This window comes from Legionella cardiaca (assembly GCF_029026145.1).
In the GTDB taxonomy this organism is placed as follows: Bacteria; Pseudomonadota; Gammaproteobacteria; order Legionellales; family Legionellaceae; genus Tatlockia; species Tatlockia cardiaca.
On sequence record NZ_CP119078.1, the window covers coordinates 1280373 to 1293561 of the forward strand.

Consider the following 13189-nt stretch of genomic DNA (forward strand, 5'->3'; position numbering starts at 1 on the left):
AACCAATCATTTCATGGGAACAGTAAAATTACCAATAATACAGAAATGTTTCATCTGAGCTGCTTCATGGAAAAATTTTTATTTTGCCTTAAAATTTAAATAGAAGCCTCGTATATAGGAAGATGATGCAAGAAAAAAGGGAAGTTTTCGTGAATGCACCTGGCATCATACAGGAATTGGATTCATCAATAGAATTATTCTCGTCTGGGTTTGGTGGTTGTACAGCTATTTATGCTAAAACTGAGCAGATATGTGGCCTATACCACTTACAAGGAACCTCCAAAAATGGCACAAATAACCGTAATAAAACTTATAAAGACTCGCTAATTGCGTTAAAAGAAACAGCAAATGGTGAAGAAATCCAATTTGAAATTGGGAGTCCTCGCAATAGCCTTCGTGAACTTGAAGTTGGTAACTTACTTGCTCTGCTTATAATGACAATACTAATAAAGTTAAACCTCCGTATTCTGAATACCAAACAGATATGGCACTGCTTCAAGCACTTGAAAATCTCGGAAATAAAGATTGGTCCCCAAGAAACACTGTCGAGATTACCTCAACTCCCTTTAGGTTTTAACTTAAGGAGAAGGAATAAATGAAGCAATTTCAAAATATTTTGTTTGTAAGTGATATTACTAAAGAAGAAGTTAAAGCCTTAAGACATGCAATAAAATTAGCTGAAGATAATAATACTGAATTGAATGTTTTGATGGTATGCCCACCATTAGAGAATAGTCTTGCTGAATATAAAAATTCTTATGAAACTTTTCTTTTAGAAAGAATGGCACAAAACATTGAAAAAACAAAAGTAGACTTGAATATGCTTAAACCAAAATCAATTAAATTAGATATTGAGTGGGGAACTACGCCTGATATTCGTATTATTCAACGAGTAATTCGTAACTCTTACGATCTTGTCGTTAAAGCCGCTGATACGACTAGCGAACATAAAGGTTTTAGAGCTTTAGACATGGCTTTATTACGAAAGTGCCCATGTCCTGTATTTCTATATCACCCAACAACTTCTGATGAGGTCAAAAATATAGCTGTTGCTGTTGATCCAAAAAGTGAGAAGCCTGAGGAGCATGATCTTGCGCGTAAATTATTAAAACTAGGACAGATTCTTTCCTTACATTATAAGAGTAACTTACATATTATTTCTTGTTGGGATTGCGTTTTAGAAAATTATTTGCGCCATAGCGTATTAGTTGATATCTCTCCAAAAGAACTTGATGATGCAGTTAAGTCTGAAGGTGAGACGTATTATAGTTTGTTACAAGTCCTTATTCATGAGGCAAACATAAAAAAACAACCTACAATCCATTATTTAAAAGGGAGTCCAACGGAGCTTATTCCCTCCGTTATTGCTGAGAAAAAAATTGATCTTTTAATTATGGGAACGGTCGCTAGAACGGGCATTCCCGGATTTATTATTGGTAATACTGCTGAAAATATTTTACAAAAAATTAATTGCTCCCTTTGGGCTATTAAACCGCAAGGTTTTGTTTCACCTGTAAAAGCTTATGAGTAAGCAGGAAAGTTGCTTTTCATGTTTCCAAAGATAAGTTACCTTTTGAATTCCGCTGTAGGTATGTAATGCTAACAGCCCCTCATTGTTCTTTCGTGTTGATGAAGGATTAGTTGTTTCTTTCCTTAGATTTTCATGAGTTCGAAATTGTTCTTTAATGGCGTCATGAGCGCAACTACATTGGGGATGGCGCTGTATGCGGACGGAGGGGTTATGGCAAGTAAGCCCTATGCTGCCAGTGAGAAATACATTCAAAAGTGAGCAATTTTTTTAAATCATGTGTTTATAATCCTGCCGAAGTAGTAGGGGAAAGCGCATGTCCATTAATTCCCTCTATTGGAGCTTTATAGACCAACATACAGATAAGCTTAAAGAATCCCCGCCTTGAATGTGTGTACCTTAATTGGAAAAAATGAACCAAGAAAAGAAAAAGACCATTCTGGTTAAAAACAGATGAAGTGTTGACCGCATTAGATGCTGAGCGGATATAAAAATGTCTTCACATTAAATTCTGGTTAGTAGATATTAATAGATTAAATGGCAAATGGATAAAAATTTATGATTACTGCCTTTTCAAACGCTTCCATAAGAATAAATATGTTAGAATTTTACTGATTGATTCATGCAATTGGGGCCACTTATGCTTGTAGAAATTCTGTCTCGCATTCAATTTGGGTTTAGCATTGGTTTTCATATTTTGTTTCCCACATTAAACTTGGGTCTTGCTGTATTTCTTGTGATTATGGAAGCAACCTGGTTGAAAACAAAAAACCCAATTTATCTCGAGATTTGCAAACTATGGACTAAAATTTTCGCTTTGACTTTTGGCATGGGTGTAGTTTCTGGAATCGTTCTAGCTTACCAAATTGGCACTAATTTTGGACCCTTTATCACGAAGTTTGGAAACGTTTTAGGTGCTTTATTTGCCTACGAAACATTAACTGCCTTTTTTCTTGAGGCTGGATTTTTGGGAGTGATGCTCTTTGGTTGGAAAAGAGTCCCGCCAACGCTTCATTTTATAGCCACTTTTTTGGTAACTGTTGGCACCACTGTATCTGCATTTTGGATCATGTCCGCTAATTCCTGGATGCAAACGCCTAGTGGTTATCAGTTTATTGAGGGAAAATATATTGTTGATAGTTGGTGGGCTGTAGTGTTTAATCCTAGTTTTATTCCACGTTTTATTCACATGCTATTGGCTTCGTATGTGACAACTTGTTTTGTCATCATGGCCGTAGCTGCATATTATTTATTAAGACAAAAGTTTAACTTAATTGCCAAAAGGTGTTTATCGTTTAGTGTATGGGCAGCACTGATTGTAGTCCCATTACAAATAGGGGTTGGAGATATAGTAGGTATTAATGTTCATCATTACCAGCCTTTAAAGACAGCGGCAATGGAAGGGGTGTGGCAGACCCAAAAAGGAGCGCCCCTTTTATTGTTTGCAATCCCATCGCAAGAAAAGCAAACAAACTTTAATGAAATTGCAGTCCCAAAACTTGCAAGCCTGATTAATACCCATGAGTGGGATGGTGAACTTATAGGCTTGAGTTCAGTTCCTGCAGCTGAGCAACCGCGCATGCTTCCGGTATTTTTTTCATTCCGGATTATGGTCGGCATAGGAATTTTGATGTTACTTACTGCTCTAGTAGGCGTTCTTTTGAATTTAAAAGGCACACTGTTTGTAAGTCGTTGGTTCCATCGTTGGTGCCTTGCAATGGTACCTTTAGGATTTATTGCCAGTATTGCTGGATGGTTAACTGCAGAGATAGGCCGTCAACCATGGGTAGTGTATAATCTTTTAAAGACAAAAGATGCAGTTTCTTCAATAGGTTATGAAGAGGTGTTGATTTCCTTTACATTGCTTATTCTTGCTTATGGGGTGGTTTTTGGGTTTTATCTCTATTATTTGCTCAAGCTAATTGTCCATGGACCAGAGAGATTAACAGAAGATAAATCTGAGCATCATGCATTTCAGTACATGACCGACCTTCCTGTGGAGAAAAAATAATGTTGCCCTTTGTTTTTGCAGTACTTCTTGGGTTTATTATTATGATGTATGTCATCCTCGACGGTTTTGATTTAGGCATTGGCATTCTCTTTCCGTTTACTTCTAATGAAAAGGAACGTGATACTATGATGAATTCCATAGCACCAGTTTGGGATGGCAATGAAACGTGGCTGGTTTTTGGCGGAGCGATGCTTTATGGTGCATTCCCTAAAATTTATGGTCTACTATTACCGGTTCTTTATATGCCAATCATGCTGATGCTGATTGCGTTAATATTTCGAGGCGTGAGTTTTGAATTTCGTTTCAAAGCAAAGAAAACAAAAGCCATCTGGAATTGGGCTTTTTCAGTCAGCTCGGTTGCTGCGACATTTTTCCAGGGTGTTATTCTAGGTGCTTTTGTCCAAGGTTTTTCTATTGATGAGTTGTCAATGATTATTAACAGTCCCGATTGGTTAACCCCTTTTAGTCTGTGCACGGGGATTGCTTTGGTCTGTGGGTACGCTCTTTTAGGGGCGACCTGGATGATTATTAAAAGCACAGGAAGGCTTCAGCGTAAAATGATTCATCACGCACAAGGATTGTTAGTATTAGTAAGTTTATTCTTAATTTTTGTGAGTATTTGGACCCCTTTACATAGTGATGAAATATTTCATCGTTGGTATAGTGTCCCTAACGTATTTTTGTTAAGTCCGCTACCATTGCTTGCGACCGTTGCTATTTATAAAGCTTGGAAAAACTTAAATGTGGCAAGTGAGTACAAACCGTTCATTTACAGTATCGTTATATTTTTGTGTGCTTATTTAGGCATTGGAATTAGTGTTTATCCCTATTTAATCCCACATCAGGTGACTCTTTGGGAAGCTGCAGCCCCGGATTCAACGCTGAAGTTTATTTTAGTTGGTGTGATCATTATGCTTCCTATACTTCTTGCATACACGCTTTATGCGTATCATCTATTTCGAGGAAAGTCATCAGGGGACTATCACTAGAAATACTAAATAGAGGTAGATGACTATTCTTTCGTTCGAATTTAGTAATGCCAGACTATTGAAAGCCCTTGTCAACAGCAGCTTAGACAGGGAGAAAATGACTCATGTAGTCAAAAGGAGATCCAAGAGCACAGCAAGGTTCACCAAACCGGGTTCACTAACTAAGTGTCAATAAATCCAGAGGTTCCTGCAATACGAATATCTATGATTTGGCTTCTTTAATTCATTAATGCAATAACTACATTGAGATACGAGGCAAACACCAGCCAAAACAGGTAGGGACTTAATAACCAAGCAATGGCTTTGTGTGTTTTTTTAGCTTCAATAATTAAAAGTACATTCAAGCAGGTAAGGCAAATAAGCAAAAACGCACTTGAAATCAACCAATGTAGCCCAAAAAATAGCGGTGTCCAGGCCCAATTCATAAGCATTTGTAATGCAAAAAGTACTGCAACATTTTTGGGATATGCTCGACGTTGGGTTGATAGAATCCAGGCAATCACTGCAAGAAGTCCGTATAATAAAGTCCAAACAATCGAAAAAGTAAACCCAGGGGGAGTTAGGGAGGATTTATTAAGATTTGCATACCAGGGATGAATATTCGCACGCGTTAGTAAACCCAGTAGGAAGCCTATGCTTTCAAAAAGCACAATCCAGAAGATTAATTTCATTAGATTATTGAGGCGCAAAATCAGTTCTCCAAATTTGGGTTAACCCCTCTTTATAAATTGTGTATTGTAAAAAAGACTCATGGATTAGTCCTTTTTTTTAATTGACTGTAATAGATCAGGGCTTTGGAACGTGATTCACTGTGATTAATAATGGGCTTAGGATAATTGATGGTACTATAAATGGATGTAGCATTCGTCGATTCCCAAGGTGCATGGATTTCAATGTTATTTAGGCAAGCAAGCTCTGGTACCCAACGACGTATATAAACCCCGTTAGGGTCAAATTTTTGACTTTGAAGCACGGGATTAAAAATACGAAAATAAGGGGCAGCATCAGCTCCACAACCAGCAACCCACTGCCAACTGGCACTATTATTTGCTAAATCAGCGTCAACTAAAGTATCTAAAAACCAATCAGCACCTAATCGCCAATCAATGAATAGACCTTTAGTGAGAAAAGAAGCAACTATCATCCTTACTCGATTGTGCATGTATCCGGTAGCCCATAGTTCCCGCATGCCCGCGTCGACAATGGGGTAGCCTGTCATCGCTTTTTGCCATTGTTTTAATAAGGACTCATTGTTATGCCAAGGAAAGGTATCGAATTCATTTTTAAAATTTTGATAGGGTAATGAGGGTACATGGTAGAGCAGATAATAAGAAAACTCGCGCCAGCCAAGCTCTGACAAAAAGTGCTCGGCGCCTGCTAAATCGCAATGTGGATCGAGTTTGGCATCTTCAACGGCTCTCAAAATACTCCAGGGACTTATTTCACCAAAATGTAAATGAGGAGATAGGTGAGAGGTCGCTTGTTTTGCGGGAATGTCACGATTGATTTTATAGCCCTGTAGGTGTCGGGTAATAAATTCATTCAGCCGTTGTTGTGCACCTTTCTCCCCAGGCATCCAAAAATCAGCAAATCGAGATGCCCAATCGAGATGCGGTAAAAGCTTCCAGTCCTGTAATTTATCACTGACCACATCAATTGAAACAGGATTATGGGTTATTAATTGTTCTGGCTGAGAAAAAAGTAATTGTCGGCAGGTTTTCCAATAAGGAGTAAAAACTTTAAAAAAGTCACCATTTTTATTGCTTATGGTCCAAGGTTCATTCAATAAGCTTCCATTAAAACTAAAGACATCAACTTCCGATTCTTGAAGTATTGCTTTGATTTTTTTATCGCGCTCGATACTCTTTGGTTCATAGCATCGATTCCAATAAATCGCCTCAACTCCTGAAGTCTTTACTAGATCTAAAATAATGTCTAATGGATTTCCCTTGCGAAGAATAAGCGTTAATCCAAGCTGATTAGTAAGCGAATCATTGAGCGCCTGAAGGCTATGATGAAGCCACCAAGCTTGGGCTTCGCCAAGAAAGCTGTTTTTTTCATCCAAAATATAGACTGGAATCACTGTTTCGTAATTTGTGCATGCCTCAAAAAAGGCGGGATTATCAGCTAACCGCAAATCCTGTCTAAACCAAACTAACGCGCTACTCATGTTATCCTTTTTTATTTTGTTGTGTAGACCTATTTGTTCTGTGAGTTGAAGCGAAATAGCGAGCCCTGGCCTTTAACTCCTCTAATTGGACCTGTGCATGTAAGGTGTTGAGTTTTATCTGGGTGGTCATTTGCTCGCGTTGATTGACTAAAAATAAAGTACTGTCCCCTTGATAAAATTTTTTTGTTTCTCCGTGCTGTACCTTTTGAGCCAAACTTAATTCTTTTTTCAGCAAACTGACTTGTCGTCTACTTCTGTTGATACCAATCAGCATGTTTGTAAATTCATTGTTAAGTTGCTCGTACAAAAATCTTTTCTCAACGCGAACTTGTCGTAACTCGCTTTCTGCCTGGACTAGATTACCCTTGGCTTGTCTTTGCAACAAGGGAAATTTAAATGAGACACCGACCATTGCTGCTTGTGGAATTAATAAAGGGTAGCCACCTGTTCCATTTTGTTTAAAGGTGTAGGCAGTTGCATCTAATTGAGGTAGCAGCTCGTTACGGGCCTGATTGCGTTTGAGCTTCATTATATTGGCGTAATGGTTAAGCTTTTTAATCCCAGGATGTTCTCTAAGTGATATCCGTGTTCCTGCGATGTTATTTGAAGCGCTGGTTAGGGAGGGTACGGATTGTTCTCCGGGAGCCAGGGGTTTGCCCTTTGGGTCTCGAAAATAAAGAGATAAATTAATCGCTGCTTGTTCAAATATCATTTGACCTTGATTGAGCAGCTGTTCTCGTTGAATGATTTGTTGTAAATTTTCACTGATGGCAAGTTTTGGCAAATCCCCAAGGCTCGCCTGTTGCTCAATGGCGTGTTGCCGTCTTTGAGCTAAATGCAAAAGGTCTTTAAATGTGTTTAATTGAAGGCCTGCTTCTACCCATTGCCAGTAGGCTTTAATCGCTTCTTGATAAATTCTTATTTTGATTGCCTTGGCATCCTGTTCCTTCATCAACATCAATTGAGCAGAAGACAATAATCCGGTTCGTTCTTTATCAATTAGCCGATCACGAAGCAAAGGAAGCGATAATCCAGCTCGATATTCTCCACCGGAGTTGGTTAAATAGTTTTGATAGTAAATAGGCCAGTTACCCTCTCCATTACGATAGCCGGCAAAAAGTTTTACGCCATTATAAAGGGTCGGAATGGTTAGTTGTGTATCGCCGTAATTATTTATATAACCGCCGGCGGGTTGCGAGCGAGTACTGGCTTCTAATGAGGGGTCAAATTGTCCCTGTGCATTCACAAACGCGCCACTCGCCTTAATTACTTCAAGACGTGCTATTTTTATTTGAGGGTAATGCGTGTCGATGCTTTTTAATACCTGCATTAAGCTTAATTTTTGCATTTTCTGGGTGTAGGCATAGGACTTTGAATCCCACAAAAAAGCATTCAGTCCGATAAGGATAATTATTAACCTAGGTAAGTCTGAGGCTCTCATGAGCTAGCCTCTTCTGCTGAGCTCTCAGGAGGAAAGCCGTTAAACTGACGCCATAATTCATACCACAAGGGCACTTCGCCTAACTGAACCCAGCCATGTACGCGCACTCCTTGTCTTAAAAAGGCAGGCTCTGGCCAAGGCTCATCTGGTACAATTACTGCACGAAATAGCCCCATACCATTATCGGTAGGATCAATAAAGGCCACCTTGCCACCAAAAGTACCCACAGCAATTTGCGGCCAACCCCTAAATTGAATAGCGGGCCACCCTTCAAATTGAAGGCGTGCTTTTTGATTCAGATGAACAAATGGAATGTCATTGCCATTAATCCAGAGTGCTACGGCTCTTGATTCAGTTTCAGGTATAATCTCAGCTACTATTTCTCCCTCTTTAACTACAACGCTTTCTTGTCCGGTCAGACGCTTAAAGATGACTCCTGGGATATGCGCTTTAATGAGCTGGGTTTGTTGTCTGGCGATGCGAACATCAATGCTGACTTTATCAATATTGGCCTGTGCTAATTCATTTTGGTACTTGGCGTATTCAATTTGCGCCAATTCGTATTGGCGTTTTGAATTAATACCTTGCTGGTATAAATTTTTTTGACGATCCACATTCGCTTTTCCTGCAATTAATGATTGTTGTGCCGCTTCGATGCGAAGTAAAATAGCCTTTTTTTCGAGCTCCAATCTTTTGAGTAATTCAGGATCATTGTCGGTAATCTCTACAATAGGATCGCCCGTTTTAACGCGTGAACCTTCGTCAACGTACCATTTTTTAATTCTGCCATAAATAGGCGAGTTAACGGTGTGCAGTCGCTCAGTAGGAGAAAAAGCAATCACCTTTCCACTCCCCAGGGCAAATTGTTGCCAAGGGGTAAAACCCAAAAATAAAATTAAAATCAAAAGTACTAAAAAAATGATCTTGGCAATTTTCCGAGGATTGGGTAATTTGCCAATCATTTGATAAGCGTGTAGCTTCATGAGAGCACCAGGCGATTGGACAATGGAATGAGATTTGGATAGTGAGTTATTATAATTATAATCGTCTCATTGAGTGTTGCTAAATGGTCGAGTAGTAATTCGATGTCTTTCGTAGTCAGTTTATCAAAAAGACCGTCAATAATAATAAGTTGCGGCTTAGCAACCAAGGCACGAATCACCATGAGTTGAATGAGCTCAAGTTCTGTAAATACCTGCTCCCAATCGTAAATGATACTTTTTAAGCCGTTAGGCTGGCGCATGATTTTATTCATTAGCCCCAAGGATATTAAAAGCTCTTTTAATTGCTTTATAGAAAAAGACGATTGATTAAGGCATAGATTGTCATAGACACTGCCAGCAAACCATTCTTTATCTCTAAGCAGTAGAGTGTGCTCCCGCAGGGAGCGTCTGTATTCTTCATGGCAGAAGGTTTCGTTGATATAAAGAGCGAGGTCCGTATTATTTTTAAATCCTAAAATAAAATCGGTACATGATCCTTGTTGTTGTGTTTCATTCGCGCAAATAACAAGCGGATTTTCAGGAGTGCACGATATTTTTTTTTCTTGATTTTTAGTAACTAGCATGATGTTCTTTATGGGAATAATCAGTTCGCTTAACGCCGTATTGATAGGTTCCGTTGGGAGATTTAAAACCATGTCAATTTTATGCTCCGAAGCCACTAAGTCGTAATAATTTTCCAAAAGAACACCAAAACGTTTAAACGCATAGATTAATGCGCCAAGCACAATTTCTGCCGCAACGAGTTGGCCTAAACTTAATTGGTTGTTAATCACCAGATAGCCTCCTAAGCCAAGTAATAGACTACTGGCAAGTGCTGAGAGGAGATAAAAACCAATCTGATGTTTGATGAGTTGTCTAAAATGCATATTGCGCGCTTTTAAAAACGAAACCAAGCGCTTATCCGTTTGCTGAGTCGCATAACGATGGTAACTATTAAAGCGAAATAAATACCGATTGGTCAGCAACTCTTCTAACCAAGCGCCTATTTGATGTTTTTCGGTGCATTCTTTTTCAGCACTTGCTAGTCCTTTACGATAAGGTAATAACACAATCAAAATCATACTTAATATGATAAATCCATCAAATACAAGAAAGAGAGGATGATAAAAAAGCAACAAGATTAAACCAAACAAAAGCTGTAAACTTAAATTCACTCCGTAGAGTAAAAGACTTGATAAGGCCTTGTTAATGGTGGGCACTTCGAAAAAACGATTAACGAGCTCTGGGCCATGATGAGACGAGAAATTATTTAATGATAATTGAGTAAATTGACGGGTCAGGTTAAGACTCATTTTAACCATTAATTTTTGTTGAATGACTTCGATAATAATACTTTGCCATACATTTAATGCTCCTAGCGCAATCATTAATACAAGCACCATGACGCTTAGAGTGACCACAGGTTGCATTAATTTACCAAAGGCAATCAAATTAACTAACGTTTGGGCTGCAATAGGTATGCTTAAGGTAAGCAGGCTTGCTATCACGCTTATCATGACTATTGATGCAATGGTGGCTTTATCCAAAACCTCCACAATCGAATTCATTCCTTGATTCATCATATCCTTAGTTTAATGCTTTAATTTATCCATGATAAAAAACTCCAGGGAGTCAATTGCTTTGTTTGCCGCTTCTTTTTTAATCAAGGATACATGGATGTCTTTTAAAGTAGGTAGAAAATAATTATCGAGTCTATCCAGATAGTTGGGAATCATACTACGTTGTATGGCGGTGATCCCAAGGCCTGCGCGAACCGCTGCCATTTTACCAGCATAACTCGGGCTACTAAACGCTAGGCGCCATTTTAATTGATGTTGATTCAGAGACTCAATAACATTACCTCGATAGACGCAAGGAGTAGGTGAAAGAATTAATGGAATAATTGTTTTATCACTAAGTACGGGCAATAGCTCCCTTTTACCTACCCACTCTACGGGCTCATTCCATACATTCACGCCTTCAGTAATTTGATTTTTTTCATTCGTCTTAATCAAGATTAAATCAAATTCATCCTGATGAAATCGCTCAATTAAGTTTAAGGTTAAATCGCACTCTACATTAAGCATGACTCTGGGGTGAAGTCTTGAAAATTCCACCAGGATATCCGAGAGCAATATCGAGGCAAAATCCTCTGGCAGGCCAAAACGAAGTGCACCTTGAAGTTCTGGGGTTTTAAATCGATCAAGCGATTCACGATGCAGTTCATAAATTCGTTTCGCGTAGCTTAAAAAAAGCTCGCCATCTGAAGTTAAGGACAATTCTCGGCCACGGGTAACTAATTTTTTTTCAATTAAATTTTCAAGTTTCGCAATTTGCTGACTGATGGCCGATTGAGTTCGGCCCACGCGAGAGGCTGCTTTAGTAAAGCTTAGAGTTTCTGCCACCGCTAAAAAGCATTGTAAGGTTACTGTGTCTAATGACATTAGAATTCCTAATAATAAACATAAATATTTTTAATTTTACTTATATCAGTGTATCTAATACATTTTGATTGTAGCAGAACAATTTCTAATGGGGAATGATGTGAATTCAATAGTTCTAATTTTTTTATATCTTATGTTGGCCTGTCCAATTAGTGCACTCGCTTTTAACTGGGTTTTAATTTCTCGGCCAATTACTGCTGCGCGCTGGGCAGGTTATTGTATTGGGGTAGGATTTTTAACTGGGTTAGGGTTACTTTCTTATTTATCCTTATCAAACAATCCTAGAGTGTACATACTAATTAGCTTCAATACACTGAGCTTGTTGTTATGTAGTTTAGTACTACTAGTGAGTTTTATCGTCCATCGTTTTTCATTAAGGTACATGCATGGGGACAGAATCTACAGGCGTTTTTTTCTTCTTTTATCGGTACTTACATTAACTGCCGTGCTTATGGTTCTTGCCGATAATTTATTTTTATTCTGGGCCTCCTGGTCATTTTCTAATTTATTTCTCGTGCTGTTGATGATGCATAAGAAAGAATGGGTGGCTTCGAAAAACGCCGGGCTCTTAGCCTTTTATACTCTGTCAATAGGAAGTGTGTGTTTGTTAATTGCTTTTATTATTTTAAGTGTCACGTATTCAACAAGCTCTATTTCAACTTTGACCCACCTTCCTAACACTGGGCAAATAGCATTACCTTCACTTTCAATGGGTCTTATATTGATTGGTGGACTTGCCCAATCAGGGTTATACCCTTTTCATCGATGGCTTATCAGTTCGTTAAATTCACCAACGCCGGTCTCAGCGTTAATGCACGCAGGTCTTGTTAATGGTGGAGGAATTCTAATCGTTAAATTTGCACCACTAATGATCTTCTATCCGCGATTGTTAACTGTATTGTTCATAATCGGTTCTATATCCGCATTACTGGGTACGATTTGGAAGTTGATGCAGCACGATATTAAAAAAATGTTGGCTTGCTCCACTATGGCACAAATGGGGTTTATGATGATGCAGTGCGGAGTGGGTTTATTTGCTGCAGCCATCGCTCATCTGTGTTGGCATGGATTATTCAAAGCCTACCTGTTTTTAAGCTCTGGCTCGGCAGTGAAACAAAAAAAATCAGAGCCAAATTCTTCTAAAGTCTCTCTCCTTATGCTCCTCACATCTCTGCTCGGTGGTGTGGTAGCAATGCTCTCCTTTGCTGTCGCAACGCATAAGTCTATCTCCGTGCATGAGGCAAGTAGCTTTGTTTTGTTCTTTGTTTTTATCGCTGGTGCACAACTCATGCTCACCTGGATTGGCACGCACCAAAAGGTGTTAAGTATAGTCACAGGTCTTATTTTTGCCCTATTTTCAGGTCTTATGTATGGCGCAAGCATCGAACTGATTCAGTGGTTAATTCCAAGCACTTCAACACTGCAAGCACCTCAGTTATCGATATTTCATTGGATCATCATGGCTTTATTTGGCGCCTTATGGGCTGCTTTTAATCTAGGAGCACATCAATTTATAGGTCAATCAAAACTGGGCTGTTGGCTTTACATGAACTTGTTTAACTCAAGCCAACCTTCAAGAAAAACGGTTACTGCGTTGCGAAACGAATACAACTACTAACGGTA

Annotated in this window: 11 protein-coding genes; 5 read left to right on the forward strand and 6 right to left on the reverse strand. The window is 38.9% G+C overall.

The window, feature by feature from the left end:
• Positions 1-149 precede the first annotated feature (149 nt).
• The 4 genes from PXX05_RS05550 to cydB all read left to right on the forward strand — a co-directional run bounded on the left by PXX05_RS05550 (position 150) and on the right by cydB (position 4528).
• Positions 150-599, forward strand: a complete 450-nt coding sequence (locus PXX05_RS05550) for a hypothetical protein (protein WP_275090067.1) — start codon at positions 150-152, stop codon at positions 597-599.
• Entirely contained in the window at positions 596-1531 is a 936-nt protein-coding gene (locus PXX05_RS05555; RefSeq protein ID WP_275090068.1) for a universal stress protein, read from the forward strand. Before PXX05_RS05550 ends, PXX05_RS05555 begins: the two co-directional genes overlap by 4 nt.
• Positions 1532-2168: 637 nt before the next feature.
• Positions 2169-3539, forward strand: coding sequence for a cytochrome ubiquinol oxidase subunit I (locus PXX05_RS05560; RefSeq protein WP_275090069.1), 1371 nt, complete (start codon positions 2169-2171; stop codon positions 3537-3539).
• Positions 3539-4528 carry a cytochrome d ubiquinol oxidase subunit II gene (cydB, locus tag PXX05_RS05565; protein WP_275090070.1) on the forward strand — a complete coding sequence of 330 codons (990 nt, stop codon included), beginning with the start codon at positions 3539-3541 and terminating at the stop codon, positions 4526-4528. Before PXX05_RS05560 ends, cydB begins: the two co-directional genes overlap by 1 nt.
• A gap of 218 nt (positions 4529-4746) precedes the next feature.
• Here the strand turns inward: cydB and PXX05_RS05570 are convergent, their stop codons facing one another.
• From PXX05_RS05570 to PXX05_RS05595, 6 genes are all read right to left on the reverse strand, one after another.
• Entirely contained in the window at positions 4747-5199 is a 453-nt protein-coding gene (locus tag PXX05_RS05570) for a TspO/MBR family protein (protein WP_275090071.1), read from the reverse strand.
• Positions 5200-5276: 77 nt separating this feature from the next.
• The gene (locus PXX05_RS05575) at positions 5277-6698 is read right to left on the reverse strand and encodes a cryptochrome/photolyase family protein (protein ID WP_275090072.1); all 1422 of its coding nucleotides are present in this window, start codon (positions 6696-6698) and stop codon (positions 5277-5279) included.
• A gap of 1 nt (position 6699) precedes the next feature.
• Positions 6700-8139 carry a TolC family protein gene (locus PXX05_RS05580; RefSeq protein ID WP_275090073.1) on the reverse strand — a complete coding sequence of 480 codons (1440 nt, stop codon included), beginning with the start codon at positions 8137-8139 and terminating at the stop codon, positions 6700-6702.
• On the reverse strand, positions 8136-9122 hold the full coding sequence (locus tag PXX05_RS05585; RefSeq protein WP_275090074.1) for an HlyD family secretion protein: 987 nt from the start codon (positions 9120-9122) through the stop codon (positions 8136-8138). Before PXX05_RS05585 ends, PXX05_RS05580 begins: the two co-directional genes overlap by 4 nt.
• Positions 9119-10705: an ABC transporter transmembrane domain-containing protein gene (locus tag PXX05_RS05590; RefSeq protein ID WP_275090075.1), complete on the reverse strand. Its 1587-nt coding sequence runs from the start codon at positions 10703-10705 to the stop codon at positions 9119-9121. Before PXX05_RS05590 ends, PXX05_RS05585 begins: the two co-directional genes overlap by 4 nt.
• 9 nt (positions 10706-10714) lie before the next feature.
• Positions 10715-11566, reverse strand: a complete 852-nt coding sequence (locus PXX05_RS05595) for a LysR substrate-binding domain-containing protein (RefSeq protein WP_275090076.1) — start codon at positions 11564-11566, stop codon at positions 10715-10717.
• A 100-nt stretch (positions 11567-11666) separates the two neighbouring features.
• Between PXX05_RS05595 and PXX05_RS05600 the strand changes: the two genes are divergently transcribed.
• On the forward strand, positions 11667-13184 hold the full coding sequence (locus PXX05_RS05600; RefSeq protein WP_275090077.1) for a proton-conducting transporter transmembrane domain-containing protein: 1518 nt from the start codon (positions 11667-11669) through the stop codon (positions 13182-13184).
• Positions 13185-13189 lie beyond the last annotated feature (5 nt).

What these genes read in the sequence shown, in the direction of transcription:
- PXX05_RS05555 (WP_275090068.1), top strand. Translation starts at nt 596, where the DNA reads ATGAAGCAATTTCAAAATATTTTGTTTGTAAGTGATATTACTAAAGAA.
- PXX05_RS05560 (WP_275090069.1), top strand. Translation starts at nt 2,169, where the DNA reads ATGCTTGTAGAAATTCTGTCTCGCATTCAATTTGGGTTTAGCATTGGT.
- cydB (WP_275090070.1), top strand. Translation starts at nt 3,539, where the DNA reads ATGTTGCCCTTTGTTTTTGCAGTACTTCTTGGGTTTATTATTATGATG.
- PXX05_RS05570 (WP_275090071.1), bottom strand. Translation starts at nt 5,199, where the DNA reads ATGAAATTAATCTTCTGGATTGTGCTTTTTGAAAGCATAGGCTTCCTA.
- PXX05_RS05575 (WP_275090072.1), bottom strand. Translation starts at nt 6,698, where the DNA reads ATGAGTAGCGCGTTAGTTTGGTTTAGACAGGATTTGCGGTTAGCTGAT.
- PXX05_RS05580 (WP_275090073.1), bottom strand. Translation starts at nt 8,139, where the DNA reads ATGAGAGCCTCAGACTTACCTAGGTTAATAATTATCCTTATCGGACTG.
- PXX05_RS05585 (WP_275090074.1), bottom strand. Translation starts at nt 9,122, where the DNA reads ATGAAGCTACACGCTTATCAAATGATTGGCAAATTACCCAATCCTCGG.
- PXX05_RS05590 (WP_275090075.1), bottom strand. Translation starts at nt 10,705, where the DNA reads ATGATGAATCAAGGAATGAATTCGATTGTGGAGGTTTTGGATAAAGCC.
- PXX05_RS05595 (WP_275090076.1), bottom strand. Translation starts at nt 11,566, where the DNA reads ATGTCATTAGACACAGTAACCTTACAATGCTTTTTAGCGGTGGCAGAA.